General features: G+C 70.9%; 16 protein-coding genes. 13 read left to right on the top strand and 3 right to left on the bottom strand.

Annotated elements, in window-relative coordinates:
• Together ABCQ75_RS12100 and ABCQ75_RS12095 are read right to left on the bottom strand one after the other, a co-directional pair.
• A partial coding sequence (locus ABCQ75_RS12100; protein ID WP_345885626.1) for a response regulator occupies window positions 1-2,683 on the bottom strand: 2,683 nt, incomplete at its 3' end.
• Between the two features lie 162 nt (window positions 2,684-2,845).
• Window positions 2,846-3,217, bottom strand: a complete 372-nt coding sequence (locus ABCQ75_RS12095) for a hypothetical protein (RefSeq protein ID WP_345885625.1) — start codon at window positions 3,215-3,217, stop codon at window positions 2,846-2,848.
• A 174-nt stretch (window positions 3,218-3,391) separates the two neighbouring features.
• Here ABCQ75_RS12095 and ABCQ75_RS12090 point away from each other — a divergent pair, with 174 nt between their 5' ends.
• From ABCQ75_RS12090 to purM, 13 genes are all read left to right on the top strand, one after another.
• A complete protein-coding gene (locus tag ABCQ75_RS12090) occupies window positions 3,392-4,183 on the top strand; it encodes a hydroxypyruvate isomerase family protein (RefSeq protein WP_345885624.1) in 792 nt (263 codons plus the stop codon).
• Between the two features lie 52 nt (window positions 4,184-4,235).
• Window positions 4,236-5,168, top strand: a complete 933-nt coding sequence (locus tag ABCQ75_RS12085; protein ID WP_345885623.1) for a 2-hydroxy-3-oxopropionate reductase — start codon at window positions 4,236-4,238, stop codon at window positions 5,166-5,168.
• A 214-nt stretch (window positions 5,169-5,382) separates the two neighbouring features.
• Entirely contained in the window at window positions 5,383-7,182 is a 1,800-nt protein-coding gene (gene gcl / locus ABCQ75_RS12080; protein WP_345885622.1) for a glyoxylate carboligase, read from the top strand.
• Between the two features lie 23 nt (window positions 7,183-7,205).
• Complete coding sequence (locus tag ABCQ75_RS12075) at window positions 7,206-8,378, top strand: glycerate kinase (RefSeq protein WP_345885621.1); 1,173 nt, start codon at window positions 7,206-7,208, stop codon at window positions 8,376-8,378.
• Window positions 8,375-9,715 carry an allantoinase AllB gene (gene allB, locus ABCQ75_RS12070; RefSeq protein WP_345885620.1) on the top strand — a complete coding sequence of 447 codons (1,341 nt, stop codon included), beginning with the start codon at window positions 8,375-8,377 and terminating at the stop codon, window positions 9,713-9,715. The genes ABCQ75_RS12075 and allB overlap by 4 nt, the downstream gene beginning before the upstream one ends.
• 13 nt (window positions 9,716-9,728) lie before the next feature.
• The gene (gene bcp / locus ABCQ75_RS12065) at window positions 9,729-10,202 is read left to right on the top strand and encodes a thioredoxin-dependent thiol peroxidase (protein ID WP_345885619.1); all 474 of its coding nucleotides are present in this window, start codon (window positions 9,729-9,731) and stop codon (window positions 10,200-10,202) included.
• Window positions 10,203-11,039: 837 nt separating this feature from the next.
• Window positions 11,040-11,567 (top strand): 2-oxo-4-hydroxy-4-carboxy-5-ureidoimidazoline decarboxylase, encoded by a 528-nt coding sequence (gene uraD, locus ABCQ75_RS12060; RefSeq protein ID WP_345885618.1) that lies wholly within the window; start codon window positions 11,040-11,042, stop codon window positions 11,565-11,567.
• Window positions 11,564-11,905 carry a hydroxyisourate hydrolase gene (gene uraH / locus ABCQ75_RS12055; protein WP_345885617.1) on the top strand — a complete coding sequence of 114 codons (342 nt, stop codon included), beginning with the start codon at window positions 11,564-11,566 and terminating at the stop codon, window positions 11,903-11,905. The genes uraD and uraH overlap by 4 nt, the downstream gene beginning before the upstream one ends.
• A gap of 5 nt (window positions 11,906-11,910) precedes the next feature.
• Complete coding sequence (gene pucL / locus ABCQ75_RS12050; protein ID WP_345885616.1) at window positions 11,911-12,888, top strand: factor-independent urate hydroxylase; 978 nt, start codon at window positions 11,911-11,913, stop codon at window positions 12,886-12,888.
• A gap of 155 nt (window positions 12,889-13,043) precedes the next feature.
• Window positions 13,044-14,516 (top strand): nucleobase:cation symporter-2 family protein, encoded by a 1,473-nt coding sequence (locus tag ABCQ75_RS12045; RefSeq protein ID WP_345885615.1) that lies wholly within the window; start codon window positions 13,044-13,046, stop codon window positions 14,514-14,516.
• Between the two features lie 184 nt (window positions 14,517-14,700).
• A complete protein-coding gene (locus ABCQ75_RS12040) occupies window positions 14,701-15,153 on the top strand; it encodes a hypothetical protein (protein WP_345885614.1) in 453 nt (150 codons plus the stop codon).
• Between the two features lie 151 nt (window positions 15,154-15,304).
• Window positions 15,305-16,918 carry an amidophosphoribosyltransferase gene (gene purF / locus ABCQ75_RS12035; protein ID WP_345885613.1) on the top strand — a complete coding sequence of 538 codons (1,614 nt, stop codon included), beginning with the start codon at window positions 15,305-15,307 and terminating at the stop codon, window positions 16,916-16,918.
• On the top strand, window positions 16,915-18,096 hold the full coding sequence (purM, locus tag ABCQ75_RS12030) for a phosphoribosylformylglycinamidine cyclo-ligase (protein ID WP_345885612.1): 1,182 nt from the start codon (window positions 16,915-16,917) through the stop codon (window positions 18,094-18,096). Before purF ends, purM begins: the two co-directional genes overlap by 4 nt.
• Before the next feature lie 144 nt (window positions 18,097-18,240).
• Here purM and ABCQ75_RS12025 read toward each other — a convergent pair.
• The coding region (locus tag ABCQ75_RS12025; protein WP_345885401.1) for a transposase at window positions 18,241-18,642 on the bottom strand (402 nt) is incomplete at its 5' end.

The following is an 18,642-nucleotide window of genomic DNA, read 5'->3' as shown; positions in this document are numbered from 1 at the left end:
GCGGGGGGGGGGCCGCCGCGGGGGTGCCCCGGGCCGCGGGCGGGGGGCCCCCGCCGGCGCACGCCTCCCGCGCTGCGGCGTCGGTCCACACCGAAAGGACGCGCTCGAGATCGTCGAGGCTGACCGGCTTGGCGAGGAAGCCGTCCATGCCGGCCTCACGGGAGCGCTCACGGTCCTCGGCCATCGCGCCCGCCGTCATGGCGATGATCGGAAGGGACGCGTGCCGGCCACCGCGCTCGCGGATGGCCCGCGTGGCCGCGAAGCCGTCCATGACGGGCATGTGGCAGTCCATGAGGACTGCAGCGTACTGTGTCGCAGCGGTGGCGGTGAGGGCCTGGGCGCCATCCGAGACCACGTCCACCTCGTAGCCGAGCCGGGCTGCCATGTCCCTCGCCACGAGCTGGTTCACCGTGTTGTCCTCGACCACGAGCACGCGCCCGCTCCGCTGTGTGCGCGGTTCGGAGCGCGGCGCCCTGGGCTCCCCCGGGGCCGCGGGTATGCGGTGCCCGACGACGCGCATGAGGGTGTCGTAGAGCTGGGAGCTCCTGACTGGCTTGAGGAGCCAGGCGTGGACGCCGGTCCGCTCGAGCTCGGCCCCGTCCAGCTCGCTGTCGGAGCTCAGGATGACGATCCGCGTGCCGCCGAGCCGAACCTCGCCCGCGATCTCGGTGGCGAGCTCGAGGCCGCTCATGCCGGGCATGCACATGTCCAGGAGCGCCAGATCGAAAGGACGGCCGGCCGCAGCCGCGGCCCGCGCCCGGTCGAGGGCCTCGTGGGCGTCCGGGACGCATTCGACGTCCAGGCCCCAGGCCTCGAGGTGGGTCTCGAGGAGCAGCCGGTTGGTGGCGTTGTCGTCCACGACGAGCGCCGTCAGTCCGGACAGGTCCACTCCGGACGGCTCCGCCGGCCACTCCCCGGCGGCGGCCATCGGGAGGCTGAACCAGAAGCAGCTGCCCTGCCCGGGCGCGCTCCTGACGCCGATCTCGCCGCCCATGGCCTCCGCGAGCCGGCGCGAGATGGCGAGCCCGAGCCCCGTCCCCCCGTAGCGGCGGGTCGTCGAGGCGTCGGCCTGCGCGAACGAGTCGAAGACCCTGGCCTGCTCCGCCTTCGCGATCCCGATCCCGGTGTCGCGGACCTCGAACAGCACCCTGGCGCGGTTCCCCTCGCGTTCGGGCACGGTGACCCGGATGGCGACCTCACCGCGCGCGGTGAACTTGACCGCATTCGAGGCGAGGTTGAGGAGGACCTGCCGGACGCGCCCGGCGTCGCCCACAAGCCTCGTGGGAACCTCGGGATGGCAGTACGCGACGAGCTCCAGGCGCTTGGCCTGCGCGCCCTCGGCCACGAGGGCGGCGACGTCGCCGACAAGGTCCCGCGGGTCGAAGGGCTCGCGCTCGAGCGTGACCTTTCCGGCCTCGAGCTTGGAGAAGTCGAGGATGTCATCGATGAGGGCTAGCAGCGAATGCCCTGCCCGGCCAACGCCCTCGGCGTACCTGCGCTGGTGCTCGGTGAGAGGGGTCTCGAGCAGCAGCGCGGTGAGCCCCACCACGCCGTTCATCGGTGTCCGGATCTCGTGGCTCATGGTGGCGAGGAACTCCGATTTGAGCCGGGTCGATTCGAGCGCATCCTCCTGCGCCGCGAGCAGCTCCGCGGTGCGCTCTTCCACCTTTGCCTCGAGTCCCCGGGTCAGGGTGACATTCTCGAGCACGATCAGCAGCTGGCGGCCGACGACGAGGGCGAGCAGCACGGCCCCGGTGATGAGCAGGACGGGGTCCCCTGCAATCGAGCCCGTTGCCGCCAGGACGACGGCGCCGATGACAGGCAGGTATGGCAGCATCTCGAGTGCCAGCCGGTAGGTGCGGCCGCCGCGTGCCCGAGGCGCCTTCTCGGGCACCGCCCCGGCGAAGGCGACCAGGAGGAAGGCCAGCACCCACCCGGCTGCCAACGGCGAGCCTGTGGTTCCCGGGATTCCCTCGAAGGTGAGCTTGACGTAGATGCTGTCCGTCACCGCCAAGACGAGCAGGCCGCCCGAGAGGCAGAGCCATGGAAGGCGTTCTTCCGGCGCGGACCTCATGGTGAGCACGAGGACCAGCGAGACCATTGCGACGTCGACGACCGGGTAGGCGAGCCCGGTCAGGTCCGCCAGCGTGTCCATGCCCTGCCCGTGGTACACGACCCCAAGCACTGTGGTCCAGCTGATGAACAGCACCGCGACCGCAATCACAGCAGCGTCGAGCAGCGAACGCGCCATGGCCACTGGGGAGACCGCTGGCCGCTTGAAGGAGAGGAGCGCTGCCGCCGCAGGCAGCGAGTATCCCACGAAGCCCACGTCCGCGAGGGACGGGAACGGGTACTGGTGGTCACGCGTCGCGCCGTAGTAGGTCCACACGGCCATGCCACCGGACCAGATGGCCATGGAGACGACCATGAGCGTCCACGCGCGCCGGTTCTCTGTGCCGGGACGGTGGGCCGCATACATGCTGCTCACGAGGGCGGCCAAAGCCGCCAGGAGGATGGCCGAGTCGCCTATGCCCATGAAGAGGCGGCTTCCCGGCTCCAGCGAGAAGCCCCACGCGATCACCGCGGGGGCGGCAATCACGATGGCGAGGAGCCACCACAGATGGGCGTTCCACCGCAGCGACGCGGCCCTCAAGGGCGAGGCTGAACGGTCTCCCAAAGCCACTCTGCCCCCCTCTGCAGACCCAGACCAACCCATTCCCGTACGGACGCGTACCCGAAAGACCTGACAGGCACGATTACCTGTACCCGAAAGGCCGAATCCGGGCGGTTATCTGTACCCGGAAGGCCGAATCCGGGCGGTTATCTGTACCCGGAAGGGGGAGGGTCAGCCGCCGCGGCCAGCTCCCTCGATCGCCTCCTCGGCGCTCTCGCCATTGTCCCCGCCACCCGCGCCGAAGTCTGCCCCTCGCGCGCCGGAATCCGCTCCCCCCGAGCCGAGGCCCGCGACGGGGAGCGCGCCCGTGTCCGGCGGGGCGTCCTCCTGGTTCTGGGGCTTCCAGCTCAAGTGCACTCTCGCGCCGTCACCCTCGGCTTCGATCCGCATGACGATGTCCTGGCCGAGGAGGTGCTTGTGCTCGAGATAGCTCCTGTCCCCCTTGGCCTCGTCGAGGAGGCGGTTGAGCGCCGCGCACATGGCGCGCCCCCAGTCGTGCGGGTCCTTGCTGGAGGCATGGTCCATCCCGTAGTAAGTCGCCATGCCGTCATCCTCCCCCAGAAGGGGCCGTGTGAACCAGAGGCGTTCGGCCCCCGACCAGGTGTCTGCGGGCCAGCCCTCTGGTATCCCAAGGGTTGACCAAGGGCCTGCAGCTCCCCTAAGCTTTCATTCAGAGAAAGTTTTCTTCCGCTATTCGGAACTAGGGAAGGCCTGACGATGACGTACACGGTGAACTGCTCGCTCCTCCTGACCGAGCTCCCGCTCCTCGAACGCCCCGCCGCCGCCAAGGCCGCCGGCTTCGACGCGGTCGAGTTCTGGTGGCCCTTCGCCGAGGCCGTCCCCGCGGACAAGGACGTGGACGCCTTCATTGCCGCCCTCCAGGACGCGGACGTCCAGCTGTCCGGACTCAACTTCTTCGCCGGGGACATGCCGGCGGGCGACCGCGGGCTCGTCTCGTGGATTGGCCGCGAGCGCGAGTTCCTCGACAACGTGGACGTCGTCGTCGGCATCGCCGAGCGCACTGGCACCAAGGCCTTCAATGCCCTCTACGGCAACCGCCTCGAAGGCGTCGCCCCCGAGCAGCAGGACGAGCTCGCCGTCGCGAACCTCGCAGCAGCGGCCGCCGGCGTCGCGCGGATCGGCGGCACCGTGCTCCTCGAGCCGGTCTCCGGCTCCCCCGCCTACCCGCTCAAGACGGCGGCGGACACCTTCGCCGTGATCGCCAGGACCCGCGCGGCCGGCACCGAGAACGTGCAGTTCCTCGCGGACTTCTACCACCTCGCGGTCAACGGCGACGACGTCGCGGCCGTCATCGAGGAGCACGCCAAGGACTTCGGCCACATCCAGATCGCCGACAACCCGGGCCGCGGAGCCCCCGGAACGGGCGGACTCCCGCTTGGCGAGTGGATCTCCCGCTCGCGCGAGCTCGGCTATGACGGCTACATCAGCCTCGAGTACAAGGCCCCGCAGGCAGAGGCCTTCACCTGGGCCATCCGCCCGGCCCACTGATCCAGGCGCCCACTGACCCGGGCACCCCCTCACGAGACCTCAGGAGTCACCAATGAGCACCGCAGAGAACCTGCGCACCGCAGAGAACACGGCCCGCGTCGCCGTCATCGGCCTCGGCATCATGGGCCTCCCCATGGCCATCAACCTCGTCAAGGCCGGCCATCAGGTCACGGGGTTCAACCGCAGCCAGGACAAGATCGACAAGCTCGTCGCGGAGGGCGGCACGGGCGCCGCGAGCATCGCCGACGCCGTCGAGGACGCCGAGGTCGTCATCACGATGGTCCCGGACTCCCCGGATGTCGAGGGTGTCGTGACCGGTCCTGACGGCGTCTTCGCGAACGCCCCCCGCGGCGCCCTGTGGATCGACGCCTCGTCGATCCGCCCCGATGTCGCCGCGCGCCTCGCCGCCGAGGCCCGCGAGGCCGGCATCCGGCCCCTCGACGCCCCCGTCTCGGGCGGCGAACAGGGCGCGATCGACGCGGCCCTGTCCATCATGGTCGGCGGCGAGAAGGCCGACTTCGACGCCGCCCACCCCATCCTCGAGGCCGTCGGCAGGACCATCGTCCACGTCGGCCCCTCGGGCTCGGGCCAGACGGTCAAGGCCGCCAACCAGCTGATCGTCGCCGTGAACATCCAGGCCCTCTCCGAGGCGATCGTGTTCCTCGAGGCCTACGGCGTGGACACCGACGCCGCGCTCGAGGTGCTCGGCGGCGGCCTGGCCGGCTCGAAGGTCCTGGACCAGAAGGGCCAGAAGATGCTGGACCGCAATTTCGATCCCGGCTTCCGCCTCGCCCTCCACAACAAGGACCTCGGCATCGTCACCTCCGCGGCCCGCGAGGCCGGCGTCGTCGTCCCGCTCGGCTCCGCCGTCGCGCAGCTCGTCTCGGCCCTCGTGGCCCGCGGCGACGGGGGCCTGGACCACTCGGGCCTCTTCAAGCTGACCGCCGAGCTCTCCGGCAAGGCCGGGCTTCCCGGCAAGGAGTAGTCCCAGCCTTCCCTCGCTGCACCTCCTCGCCTCGGCGAGTTCCGCGCACGACGCCGGCCACTCGCCGTCGTGCGCCAGGCACCTCCCGCCGAGGTGCCCCCCAGACCGCCGGCCCCGGGCGCGCAACCTCGGGGCCGGCCCACCACTTCATCCGGCGCGCCCGATCCCGGGCCGCTTGGAACACCCGTCCCACCCATCCAAAGGAGCACCGGCAATGGCGAAGATGCGCACTGTCGACGCGATCGTGGCCATCCTGACGAAGGAGGGCGCCACCGAGGCCTTCGGCCTGCCCGGCGCCGCGATCAACCCCCTGTACTCGGCCATGAAGGCCCACGGCGGCATCCGCCACACGCTCGCCCGCCACGTGGAGGGCGCCTCGCACATGGCGGACGGCTACTCCCGGGCCAAGGCCGGCAACATCGGCATCTGCCTGGGCACCTCCGGCCCCGCCGGCACGGACATGATCACGGGCCTCTACGCGGCCCAGGCCGACTCCATCCCGATGCTGTGCTTCACGGGCCAGGCCCCGGTGGCGAAGCTGCACAAGGAGGACTTCCAGGCCGTGGACATCGAGTCCATCGCCAAGCCGCTGACCAAGATGGCCATGACCATCCTCGAGCCCGGCCAGGTGCCCGGCGCGGTGCAGAAGGCCTTCCAGCTCATGCGCTCCGGCCGCCCGGGGCCCGTGCTCCTGGACCTGCCGTTCGACGTGCAGATGGCGCAGATCGAGTTCGACGTCGACGTCTACGAGCCGCTGCCCGTCGAGAAGCCGCGCGCCACCCGGAAGCAGGCCGAGAAGGCCCTCGACATGCTCACCGCCTCGGAGCGCCCGCTCATCGTGGCGGGCGGCGGCATCATCAACGCGGACGCCTCGGCGCAGCTCGTGGAGCTCGCCGAGCTCCTCGACGTGCCCGTGGTGCCGACGCTCATGGGCTGGGGCGCCATCCCGGACGACCACCCGCTCATGGCCGGCATGGTCGGCCTGCAGACCTCCCACCGCTACGGCAACGCGACCTTCCTCGAGAGCGACTTCGTGATCGGGATCGGCAACCGCTGGGCGAACCGCCACACCGGCTCGATCGAGAAGTACACCGCCGGCCGCACCTTCGTGCACGTGGACATCGAGCCGACCCAGATCGGCCGCGTGTTCTCCCCGGACTTCGGCATCGTCTCCGACGCCGGCGCCGCCCTGGAGGCCCTGCTCGAGGTGGCCCGCGAGCGCAAGGCCGCCGGTGCCCTGCCGGACTACAGCGCCTGGGCCGAGAGCACCCGCGCCCGCCGCGGCCGGCTGCAGCGCAAGACGCACTTCGAGAACGTGCCGATGAAGCCGCAGCGCGTGTACGAGGAGATGAACCGCGCCTTCGGCCCGGAGACCACGTACGTGTCCACGATCGGCCTCTCCCAGATCGCCGGCGCGCAGATGCTGCACGTTTTCGGCCCGCGCAAGTGGATCAACGCCGGCCAGGCCGGGCCTCTGGGCTGGACCGGTCCGGCCGCGCTCGGGGTCGTGCGCGGCAAGCCCGGCGAGACGGTCGTGGCGCTCTCGGGCGACTATGACTTCCAGTTCATGATCGAGGAGCTCGCCGTGGGCGCGCAGTTCCAGCTGCCGTACATCCACGTCGTTGTGAACAACTCGTACCTGGGCCTCATCCGCCAGTCGCAGCGCGGCTTCGAGATGGACTACCACGTGTCCCTGGCCTTCGAGAACGTGAACTCCACGGGCCTGTCGGAGACGGCGCAGGGCTACGGCGTGGACCACGTCAAGGTGGCCGAGGGGCTGGGCTGCAAGGCCATCCGCGTCGAGCACCCGGATGACCTCGGCCCGGCCTTCGAGAAGGCCCGCGCGCTCATGGCCGAGTACAGGGTGCCGGTGGTGGTCGAGGCGATCCTCGAGCGGGTCACCAACATCTCGATGGGCACGGAGCTGGACAACGTGACGGAGTTCGAGGGCATCGCCGAGCGCCCCGAGGACGCCCCGACCGCGATCGTGGCCCTCACGGGCACGGGCGCCTAGCCGGGCCGGAGGCAGGGACAGCGATGAAGATCGTGCTCGCCCCGGACAAGTTCAAGGGCTCCCTCACGGCGACCGAGGCCGCGGAGGCGCTCGCCGCGGGCATCCGCGAGGTGCTCCCCGAGGCGGAGCTCGTCCTGGTCCCGGTGGCCGACGGCGGCGAGGGCACCGTGAGCGCGGCGCTCGGCGCGGGCTTCGTCCCCCGCCGGGCGGCGGTCGCCGGCCCGACCGGTCGGACCCTCACGGCCGAGTTCGCGGTCTCGGAGGACCCGGACGGCCGGCGGACCGCGGTCATCGAGATGGCCGCCGCCTCGGGCCTGGACGTCCTCCCGGACGGGGTGCCGGACGCCCGCGGCGCCACGAGCCTCGGCACCGGCCAGCTCATCCGCGCCGCGCTCGACGCCGGCTGCCGCGAGATCATCCTCGGCGTCGGCGGCAGCGCGTGCACGGACGGCGGCGCGGGCATGCTCGTGGGCCTCGGCGCGCGCTTCACGGACGACGCCGGCACGGACCTCCCGCTCGGCGGCGCGGCCCTCGCGCGGGTCGCCGGGGCGGAGCTCTCCGGCCTCGACACGCGCCTCGACGACCCGCTCCGCCCCGTCACGGTCACGCTCGCGGCGGACGTGGACAACCCCCTCACCGGGCCGAGCGGAGCGGCAGCCGTGTTCGGCCCGCAGAAGGGGGCATCGCCGTCGGACGTCACCGAACTGGACGACGCCCTGGCGAGGTTCGCGGCCGTCCTGGGCGAGGCCGCCGGCCCTGCCGCCGTGCGCGCCAAGGACGCGCCAGGCGCGGGCGCCGCGGGGGGCGTCGGGTTCGCCGCCCTCGCGCTCGGGGCCACCCGGCGGCGCGGGATCGACGTCGTCGTCGAGTTCACGGGCCTGCGGGAGAAGCTCGCCGGGGCGGACCTCGTCGTCACGGGCGAGGGCAGCCTGGACGCGCAGTCGCTGTCCGGGAAGGCGCCCGTGGGCGTCGCGAAGGAGGCCGCCGCGCTCGGGATCCCGACCGTGGCGGTGTGCGGGCGGAACCAGATCGCCGATCCGGCGCTGGCAGGGTTCGCCGCGGTGCACGCCCTCACGGACCTCGAGCCGGACCTCGCCGCATGCATCCGGGATGCCCGCGGCCTCCTGCGCCGGGTCGGAAACGATCTGGCCGCATCTATCGTTGGAAGCAAGAGCTGGAAGGAGCCTGTGCGGTGACTGCAGAATACGACCTGGTCATCCGCGGACAGCGGGTACTGACGACGGCGGGCATCGCGGCCCGCGAAGTCGGCATCACGGACGGGCGCATCGTCGCGCTCGAGCCGCTCGGCAACGGGCTCGCGGGACGCGAGGTCATCGAGCTCGCGGAGGACGAGACGCTCATCCCGGGCCTCGTCGACTCGCACGTGCACGTGAACGAGCCCGGCCGCACCGAGTGGGAGGGCTTCGCGTCCGCGACGAAGGCCGCGGCAGCCGGCGGCGTCACGACCATCATCGACATGCCGCTCAACTCGATCCCGCCGACCGTCAACGTCGACGCGCTCGAGCAGAAGCGGGCCTCTGCCCAGACCCAGTCCTTCGTGGACGTGGGCTTCTGGGGCGGTGCCATCCCGGGCAACACCGGGGACCTCCGCGCGCTCCACGACGAGGGCGTGTTCGGGTTCAAGTGCTTCCTGCTCCACTCGGGCGTGGACGAGTTCCCGCACCTGGACGTCGAGGAGCTCGAGAAGGACCTGACCGAGATCGCCTCGTTCGACGGGCTCATGATCGTGCACGCCGAGGACTCCCGCGCGATCGACCGGGCGCCGAACCCCGAGGGCGACGTCTACGAGAGCTTCCTCCACTCGCGGCCCCGCGGCGCGGAGAACGTCGCGATCGCCGAGGTCATCGAGCGGGCCCGCTGGACCGGCGCGCGGGCGCATATCCTGCACCTGTCGTCGTCGGACGCGCTCGCGATGATCGCCTCGGCGAAGCGCGACGGCGTCAAGCTCACCGTCGAGACGTGCCCGCACTACCTCACCCTCCTGGCCGAGGAGATCCCGAACGGCGCGACCGCGTTCAAGTGCTGCCCGCCCATCCGCGAGGCCTCCAACCGGGAGCTCCTCTGGCAGGGGCTCGAGGACGGCGTGATCGACTGCATCGTCTCGGACCACTCACCTTCGACCATCGACCTCAAGGACCCGGAGAACGGGGACTTCGGGGTGGCCTGGGGCGGTGTAGCGTCGCTCCAGCTCGGCCTTCCGCTCATCTGGACCGAGGCACGGCGCCGGGGGATCAGCCTCGAGCAGGTGGTGGCGTGGATGGGACGGAAGCCGGCCGAGCTGGCCCGGCTGCAGCGCAAGGGCGTCCTCGCGCCCGGCTACGACGCCGACCTCGCCGTGTTCGCCGCGGACGAGACGTTCATCGTCGACGCGGAGAGGCTGCACCACAAGAACCACATCACGCCATACCAGGGCAAGCCGCTCTCGGGCGTGGTGCGGAGGACGTTCGTGCGCGGCACCGAGGTGGACTTCACCGAGCCCAAGGGCCAGCTGATCCGCCGCGGGACCGCCTGACCCGGAAGGACCCATGACTGCCATCACGAAGCTCGCCGCGGGCCAGCAGGCTCCCGGCTTCACCCTCCCCGACGCCGCCGGCCGCGAGGTCTCCCTCGCGGACTTCCGAGGCCGCCGTGTGGTCGTGTACTTCTACCCGAAGGCCGCGACGCCCGGCTGCACCACGGAGGCCTGCGACTTCCGGGACAGCCTGGACGCGCTGAACGCCGCCGGCGTGAGCGTCATCGGCGTCTCGCCGGACCCCGTCGAGGACATCCGGGCCTTCGCGGACGACTTCTCCCTCACCTTCCCGCTCCTGGCCGACGATGGCGCCGCCGTCGCCAGGGAGTGGGGCGCCTGGGGCGAGAAGGTCGTGGGCGGCGAGGTGCGCGAGGGCATCCTGCGCTCGACCGCGGTCGTCTCGCCGGAGGGGGTCGTCGAGTCGATCGAGTACGGCGTCCAGGCGGACGGCCATGTCGCCGAGCTGCGCACGAGGCTCGGCCTCTGACCCGCCCCCGCCCCTCAGCCCCGCCGCGAGGCCCCGGACCAGTGCACCCTGAATGCGTGCACCCTGGCCCGGGGCCTCTGGCGTGCCCGGCCCACCACCCTCCGCCCAAATGGGGGACCTGACCGCCCAAATGGGGGACCTGACCGCCCAAATGGGGGAGTGGGCCGCCCAAATGGGGGACCTGACCGAGGAGTGGCCCGCAAACGCGCAGCTGCCACCTCTTCTGCCTAGATCACTGATTTGCGTCCGCCTCGTCGCCTCCATGTGTCCCACGACGGCGGCGGGCTGCCGCGCGCTGCCGGTGTCCCGACGTCGTACGCATCAGGATGGCTGGAACAGTTCACGAATGGTGCATGCCGCCGTCCTGCAGTGCGCGTTCGGCCAAGAAGTCCTCTTGACGCGGACTTCTGGGCGAAATGTGAACTTCGAGTCATGCGAATGGACGAAGCTGGGCCCATAGGACGGCTGCAGAGACAGTCACTGTGCGCGTCCCCCACCTGGGCGGCCCAGTCCCCCATCTCGGCGGCCAGGTCCCCCACCTGGGCGGCCCACTCCCCCACCTCGGCGGCCCACTCCCCCATCTCGGCGGCCCAGGTCCCCCACCTCGGCGGCCCACTCCCCCATTTCGGCGATGGGGGCGCCCCGGCCAAGACGCGGTATCCCAAAATCCGTCAGTGTGTTGACACTCACACGCACGTGAGCCAGACTACTTGCACTTGCTGAAATAACAGTTCCACGATACGGAACCCGACGGCATCTCATTGCCCCCCGGAAACCGACGTTCCGTATAGCCGTCACCGTGGATGCCAGCATTGAGTATTGAGGAATCGTCAAGCCATGTCGCTTGAACAGTTCAACGATGCCCCTTCCGCAGAAGCAGAACGCCTCCTCAGGCCATGCTTGGACATCGACCGGTGGGTCGATGAAATCGAAAAGAACCGCCCCTTCGCCACGCCCGAGGCCCTCCTCGAGCACGCCCGGAGCGCAGCCCACCCCTTCTCCCCCCAGGAGATCGAGGGCGCTCTCGCGCACCACCCGCGCATCGGCGAACGGGCTGCCGGCACGAGCACCGAGGCGGGGATGTCCCGCAGCGAGCAGGCCGGCGTCGACCAGCAGGACCACGGGACGGTGACTGCCCTCGCGCAGGGGAACCGCGACTACGAGAAGAAGTTCGGCCGGGTCTTCCTGATCCGCGCGGCCGGCAGGTCGGCGGAGGAGATCCTCGCCGCCCTGCACGGGCGCCTGGGCCACACGCCCGAGCAGGAGGAGGCGATCGTCGCAGAGCAGCTGCGGGAGATCGCCGTACTCCGCCTCGAGCAGAGCGTCCTGCAGCCCAGTCCGCTCGAGAGGAGCCCCAGCGCATGAGCGTCTCGCACGTGACCACCCACATCCTGGACACCGCAGCGGGCAGGCCCGCGGCCGGCGTCGCCGTCGGGCTCTATGCCCGCGACGGCGACGGCTGGGCCCGGATCGGTGCGGGCACCACCGACGCCGACGGGCGGGCGAAGGGCCTCGGGCCCGAGCGCCTCGCGAGCGGCGAGTACCGCCTGGCCTTCGCGACCGGGGCCTACTTCGCCGAGCGCGGCCAGGAGACCTTCTTCCCGGAAGTCTCGCTGGCCTTCACCGTCGATGCCGCGGAGGAGCACTACCACGTACCCCTCCTGCTGAGCCCTTTCGCCTTCTCCACCTACCGAGGGAGCTGACCCCCATGACTGAGAACACCATCACGCTCGAGAACACGGCCGCCGCCGGCCGGGCCACCAACGTCGTCCTGGGCAAGAACCAGTACGGCAAGGCCGAGGTCCGCGTCGTCAAGGTCACCCGCGACACCGACCGCCACGAGATCGAGGACCTCAGCGTCACCTCGCAGCTCCGCGGCGACTTCACCGCGGCGCACGTCGACGGGGACAACGGCCGCGTCGTCCCGACGGACACCCAGAAGAACACTGTCTACGGCTTCGCCCGCGAGGGCGTCGGCTCCCCCGAGCAGTTCCTCATCCGCCTCGCCGACCACTTCACGGGCGAGTTCGACTGGGTCACCGGAGGCCGCTGGGAGGCCGAGCAGTACGCGTGGGAACGCATCGCCACGAGAGCGGGCACCGCGCACAGCGCAGCAGAGGGCCACGACCACTCCTTCGTCCGCAAGGGCCAGGAGGTCCGCAACGCGGTCGTCGTCAAGGACGGGGACACTGTCCAGGTCATCTCGGGCCTCAACGGCCTGACGGTGCTGAAGTCCACCCAGTCGGGCTTCGTGGGCTACCCGAAGGACCGCTTCACGACCCTTGAGGAGACGACGGAGCGCATTCTCGCAACCGACGTCTCCGCCCGGTGGCGCTACAGCCCCGCGGCGGTCGCCAGCGGCTCGGTCGACTTCAACCGGTCGTACGACGACGTCAGGGCGCTCCTGCTCGAGGGCTTCACCGAGGGCTACTCGTACGCCCTCCAGCAGACGCTCTTCCAGATGGCCCAGAAGGTCCTGGACGCGCACCCCGAGATCGAGGAGGTCCGCTTCTCGACCCCGAACAAGCACCACTTCCTCGTCGACCTGGCACCGTTCGGGCTCGACAACCCGAATGAGGTCTTCTACGCGGCCGACCGCCCGTACGGCCTCATCGAGGCGAGCTTCCAGCGCGAGTCCATCTCGCCGGACGGCAACGCGTGGGACGGCATCACCGGCTTCTGCTGAGTCCGTTGCCCTCACCTGCTGTGCCACTCGCCTGAGGTGACGCACGACGGCGGCGGCGACCTGCCGCCGTCGTGCGCACCTCGGATGCTGCTCACCACCCACCACTGAAACGTCCACCGTTGCGCACTCGGACACAGCTGACAAGGAGGTCTGCTATGACCCGGAGCACCGCCACCACACGCCCGGAAGACGAGAGGCTGCCGATCGGCTCGGCCTTCGCCTACGGCTTCCAGCACGTCCTGACGATGTACGGCGGCATCATCGCCCCGCCGCTCATCGTCGGCTCCGCCGCCGGCCTGAGCGCCACCGACATCGCCCTGCTCATCACGTCCTGCCTCTTCATCGGAGGCCTCGCGACCGTGCTGCAGACCGTGGGCGTGAAGTTCTTCGGCTCCCAGCTCCCGCTCGTCCAGGGCACCTCGTTCGCGTCCGTGGCGACCATGCTCGCCATCGTGGGCGGGGGCGGCGGCATCCAGGCCGTGTTCGGCGCGGTCATGGCCGCCTCGCTCATCGGCCTCGTCATCGCGCCGTTCTTCGCGAAGATCATCCACTTCTTCCCCCCGGTGGTGACGGGCGTGGTCATCACGTCGATCGGCCTCTCGCTCACCCCGGTCGCCGCCAACTGGGCGCTCGGCGGCAACGCGAAGGCGCCCACCTACGGCAGCGTCGAGAACATCGGCCTCGCCGGGCTCACGCTCCTGACCGTCATGGTCCTGAGCAAGCTCGGCAACGCGGTCGTCTCGCGCCTGTCGATCCTCCTTTCCATGGTCATCGCGACGGCGGTCGCGGCCGCGGTCGGGATGGCGGACTTCTCGAAGGTCGGCGAGGGCCCGATCGCCGCCGTCCCGCAGCCGTTCGCGTTCGGCCCGCCCACGTTCGAGGCCGCCGCCATCGTCTCGATGGTCATCGTCGTGCTCGTGATCCTGACCGAGACCACCGCGGACATCATCGCCGTCGGGGAGATCGCCGGGACCAAGGTCGACTCGAAGCGCATCGCCGACGGCCTGCGCGCGGACATGCTGTCCTCGGCGGTGGCACCGGTCTTCAACTCGTTCACGCAGAGCGCCTTCGCCCAGAACGTGGGGCTCGTGGCCGTGACGGGCATCCGGAGCCGGTTCGCTGTGGCGGCGGGCGGCGTCGTCCTGCTCGTCCTGGGCCTCCTGCCGGTGCTCGGACGCGTCGTGGCCGCGGTCCCGGCCCCGGTCCTGGGCGGCGCCGGCATCGTCTTGTTCGGCACCGTGGCCGCCTCGGGCATCCGCACGCTCGCGCGGGTCGAGTACAGGGACACGATGAACCTGGTCATCGTGGCGACCTCGATCGCCTTCGGGATGATCCCGGTGATCAACAAGGACTTCTACCACGCGTTCCCGACGTGGTTCCAGGTCATCTTCGACTCGGGCATCTCCTCGGCGGCGATCATGGCGATCCTGCTCAACCTCGTCTTCAACGTCTTCCGGCGGGGCACGCCGCACGACCCCTCGGTCTTCGCCGCGGCGCCGACCCGCGTGATCCCGCTCCACGTCCTCGAATGCCTCGAGGACGGCGACCGCTGCGAAGAGGGCAGGATCCTCGACAGGGACGGCAAGGAGATCAGGGTCGAGGCCGGCAACGGCGCCCCCGGCCACTGACCGCAGCGCGCCAAGGACCCCGCAACCGCCCGCCAGGGACCCCACAACCGAGGTTGTGGGGTCCCTGGCCGTTCGTTGCGGGGTCCCTGCCCGTTCGTTGCGGGGTCTCTGGCCGTTCGTTGCGGGGTCCCTGGCACCCGGGCTCCCTCCCGCCCCGCCGCCCGCGCCCCGGTAGGCTGGGCGCATGCCTGAACAGCGTCAGATCACCGTGCGCCGCGCACCCAAGTACGTCCCGTTCCTCGTCACGGGCGGCGTCCTGGGGATCATCGCCGCGGCGATCGTGTCCTTCTCGGCCCCTGCCCCGCAGGACTACACGCAGGAATCCGTGTTCGGCTACTTCATGGTCCTCTTCGCCGGCGCCGGGGTGCTCGTGGGCGCCGTCGCCGCGCTCGTCCTGGACCGCATCAGCCTGCGCCGCGCCCAGCGCGCCACGGTCGAGGAGGTCGAGGAGGGCGCGGAGGCACAGCCGGACGGTGCGCACGACGCCGCGTCCCCCAGTCCTGCGGGCCCGGCGCCAGAGGGCTCGCCCGCCGGTCCGGCCGCCGCGGATTCCCCCCACGCGCACGACGCCGCGTCCCCCACTCCCGAGGACCCCCGCCCTGGGCGGGCAGACACCACGCCGGACACGCACGAGTAGCCGCCGGGACGGCGCGCAACGGAGCGGAGCCGACCACCCGCCGTCGTGCGCGGGCCCGCGGCGGCGACGGCGGCGACGGCACGCTGGAGCGCGGAGCAGCGGCCCCCGACACGCAGACGGATGCGCCCCTGCGCCATGAGACAATTGGCCAGTGGTACGCGGCGACGGACTCCTCTCCCTTGATCTAGACCCCAACGACAAAGGCCCCAAGGACGCCTGTGGCGTCTTCGGCGTCTGGGCTCCCGGCGAAGAAGTCGCCAAGCTCACCTACTACGGGCTCTACGCCCTGCAGCACCGCGGGCAGGAGTCCGCGGGCATCGCGGCAAGCGACGGCACGCGCATCAGCGTGTACAAGGACATGGGCCTCGTCTCCCAGGTGTTCGACGAGTCGACGCTCAACACCCTCACCGGGCACATCGCCGTCGGCCACTGCCGCTACTCCACCACCGGCGCGAGCCACTGGGCCAACGCCCAGCCCACGCTCGGGGCCACTTCGAACGGCACCGTGGCGCTCGCCCACAACGGCAACCTCACGAACACCGCGCAGCTGCGGGACATGATCGAGGAGCTCACGGGCGGCGAGCTCACGGGCGAGATGAAGCAGGGCAACACCTCGGACACGGCCCTCGTCACCGCCCTCCTGCAGGGCCAGAGGGGCCAGACCCTCGAGGAGACCGCCCTCGCGCTGCTGCCGAAGATCCGCGGCGGCTTCTGCTTCGTCTTCATGGACGAGGGCACGCTCTACGCGGCGCGGGACACGTACGGGATCCGGCCGCTCGTGCTCGGCCGGCTCGAGCGCGGCTGGGTTGTCGCGTCCGAGCAGTCCGCCCTCGCCACCGTGGGCGCGAGCTTCATCCGCGAGATAGAGCCGGGCGAGTTCATCGCGATCGACGAGAACGGAGTGCGCACGCAGCGCTTCGCCGAGGCCACGCCTGCCGGCTGCGTCTTCGAGTACGTGTACCTTGCCCGCCCCGACGCCGAGATCGCCGGCCGCAGCGTGTACGAGTCCCGCGTGGAGATGGGCCGCCAGCTCGCCCGCGAGAACACGCACGACGCCGACATCGTCATCCCCGTACCCGAATCCGGCACGCCCGCGGCGGTGGGCTACGCCGAGGAGTCCGGGATCCCGTTCGCGCACGGGTTCGTCAAGAACTCCTATGTGGGCCGCACCTTCATCCAGCCCTCGCAGACCCTGCGCCAGCTCGGCATCCGCCTCAAGCTCAACGCGCTCGAGTCCGTCATCCGGGGCAAGCGCGTGGTCGTGGTGGACGACTCGATCGTCCGCGGCAACACGCAGCGGGCGATCGTGCGCATGCTCCGGGAGGCCGGGGCCGCGGAGGTCCACGTCAAGATCTCGTCCCCGCCCGTGAAGTGGCCGTGCTTCTACGGGATCGACTTCGCCTCGCGCGCCGAGCTCATCGCCAACGGCGCGACGATCGAGGAGATCTCCCAGGCGATCGGCGCCGACTCGCTCGGCTACATCTCCGAGGACGGCATGATCTCCGCCACCCGCCAGCCGCGTGAGCGCCTGTGCACCGCGTGCTTCACCGGCACCTACCCGATCGAGCTGCCCAGCGCAGACAAGCTCGGGAAGAACCTCCTCGAGCGCCGCTCCCCCAACGGCGCAGGGCGCGTCGCCGACGCTGGCGCGGCCGTGAAGGACGACGCCGACGGCGGCCACCCCGGCTCCACCGGGTGCGACCCGGGACCAGATTCCGAATTCGAACCCCTGCTGACCGAGGCCGACAGGAAAGAGACCGTATGAGCGCCAGCACCACCCCCGACCAGCCCACCGCCGGCACCACCTCGCCTGGGATCACCTACGCTGACGCTGGTGTCGACGTCGAGGCCGGGGACCGCGCCGTCGAGCTCATGAAGGACGCCGTGAAGGCGACGCACAGCGCCTCGGTCGTGGGCGGCGTCGGCGGCTTCGCCGGCCTCTTCGACGTCTCGCGCCTCCTGACGTACCGCAAGCCGTACCTCGCGACATCGACCGACGGCGTGGGCACCAAGGTCGCGATCGCGCAGGCGATGGACGTGCACGACACGATCGGCTTCGACCTCGTGGGCATGGTCGTGGACGACATCGTGGTGGTCGGCGCCGAGCCGCTGTACATGACGGACTACATCGCGTGCGGCAAGGTCGTCCCCGAGCGGATCGCGGACATCGTGCGCGGCATCGCCGCGGCATGCTCCGTGGCGGGCACCGCCCTCGTGGGCGGAGAGACCGCGGAGCACCCGGGCCTGCTCGGCGAGCATGAGTACGACGTCGCGGGCGCGGCCACGGGCGTGGTCGAGGCCGACGCGCTGCTCGGCCCCGAGCGCGTGCGCGAGGGCGACGTCGTCATCGGCATGGCCTCCTCCGGCATCCACTCGAACGGCTACTCGCTCGTGCGCCGCGTGATCAACCACGCCGGCTGGGCCCTCGACCGGCAGGTCTCGGAGCTCGGCCGCACCCTCGGCGAGGAACTGCTCGAGCCGACGCGCGTCTACGCAGCCGACTGCCTCGATCTGGTCCGTGCGCTCAACGGCACCGGCGGCGGGGATGACCTCGCCCTGCGCGGCTTCTCGCACGTGACCGGCGGCGGCCTTGCGGCGAACCTCGCCCGCGTGCTCCCGCAGGGGCTCCTGGCCACCGTGGACCGCTCGACGTGGGAGCTCCCGGCCGTGTTCAAGCTCGTCGCAGAGCTGGGCGGCGTGCCGCAGGCGGACCTCGAGCGGACCCTCAACCTGGGCGTGGGCATGGTTGCGATCGTGGCCCCGGACTCGGCGGATGCCGCACTGGCACGCCTCGCCGAGCGCGGGCAGTCCGCGTGGGTCATGGGCCAGGTCACCGCCGACGACGTCGCGGGTACCGCTGCGGCGGCCTCGAGCCCGGACTACGTGCAGGGCGCCAAGGGCGTCGACGGCGGGGCTGTCCGCCTCGTCAACGCCTACGCCTGACCCCGCGCCCGTTTCGGGTACAGGTCACCACCCCCAAACGGCGTTTCGGGTACAGGCCACCACCACCAAACGGCGTTCCGGGTATGCATCCCGCGTACCCGGAACGCCTTGTTGGCTCCGATCTGACACGTAGATAGTGGTGGGTTAGGACGCTGCGGCGAGAGTGACGGTGTACCCCATTGCTTCGAGTTGGTGGATGGCGCGGTTCTTGGCGCGGTTCGGATTGAGCCGGATGAAGTGTTCGGCTCCGAGCTCTTGGTAGAGGGTACCGGTGTTGCCCATATGCCAGATCGCGGTGAGGATCGAGCGCTGGGTGGCGACGTTGGCGCGTTGGGGGCCACGTCGGGAGGCTATTCGCCGGTAGCGGGCTCCGAGGAAGGTGTCCGGGTTCCTGCCGCAGACCATGGCGGCTGAGCCCAGGGCACCTTGGAGGTGGGGGTTTCCGGGGCGGGTGCGGCTGGACTTGACCCTTCCGGCGGACTCGTTCTGGCCGGGCGCGGTCCCGGCCCAGGAGGCGAGATGGTCGGGGGTGGGGAAGCGGCTCAT

This window comes from Sinomonas halotolerans (genome assembly GCF_039615075.1).
In the GTDB taxonomy this organism is placed as follows: Bacteria; Actinomycetota; Actinomycetes; order Actinomycetales; family Micrococcaceae; genus Sinomonas; species Sinomonas halotolerans.
The sequence above is the reverse complement of the archived record's forward strand: the minus strand, read 5'-3'. Positions and strand labels throughout refer to the sequence as shown.

Excerpts from the sequence above, each read along its gene's own strand:
- ABCQ75_RS12095 (WP_345885625.1), bottom strand. The coding sequence starts at position 3,217 with ATGGCGACTTACTACGGGATGGACCATGCCTCCAGCAAGGACCCGCAC.
- ABCQ75_RS12090 (WP_345885624.1), top strand. The coding sequence starts at position 3,392 with ATGACGTACACGGTGAACTGCTCGCTCCTCCTGACCGAGCTCCCGCTC.
- ABCQ75_RS12085 (WP_345885623.1), top strand. The coding sequence starts at position 4,236 with ATGAGCACCGCAGAGAACCTGCGCACCGCAGAGAACACGGCCCGCGTC.
- gcl (WP_345885622.1), top strand. The coding sequence starts at position 5,383 with ATGGCGAAGATGCGCACTGTCGACGCGATCGTGGCCATCCTGACGAAG.
- ABCQ75_RS12075 (WP_345885621.1), top strand. The coding sequence starts at position 7,206 with ATGAAGATCGTGCTCGCCCCGGACAAGTTCAAGGGCTCCCTCACGGCG.
- bcp (WP_345885619.1), top strand. The coding sequence starts at position 9,729 with ATGACTGCCATCACGAAGCTCGCCGCGGGCCAGCAGGCTCCCGGCTTC.
- uraD (WP_345885618.1), top strand. The coding sequence starts at position 11,040 with ATGTCGCTTGAACAGTTCAACGATGCCCCTTCCGCAGAAGCAGAACGC.
- uraH (WP_345885617.1), top strand. The coding sequence starts at position 11,564 with ATGAGCGTCTCGCACGTGACCACCCACATCCTGGACACCGCAGCGGGC.
- pucL (WP_345885616.1), top strand. The coding sequence starts at position 11,911 with ATGACTGAGAACACCATCACGCTCGAGAACACGGCCGCCGCCGGCCGG.
- ABCQ75_RS12045 (WP_345885615.1), top strand. The coding sequence starts at position 13,044 with ATGACCCGGAGCACCGCCACCACACGCCCGGAAGACGAGAGGCTGCCG.
- ABCQ75_RS12040 (WP_345885614.1), top strand. The coding sequence starts at position 14,701 with ATGCCTGAACAGCGTCAGATCACCGTGCGCCGCGCACCCAAGTACGTC.
- purM (WP_345885612.1), top strand. The coding sequence starts at position 16,915 with ATGAGCGCCAGCACCACCCCCGACCAGCCCACCGCCGGCACCACCTCG.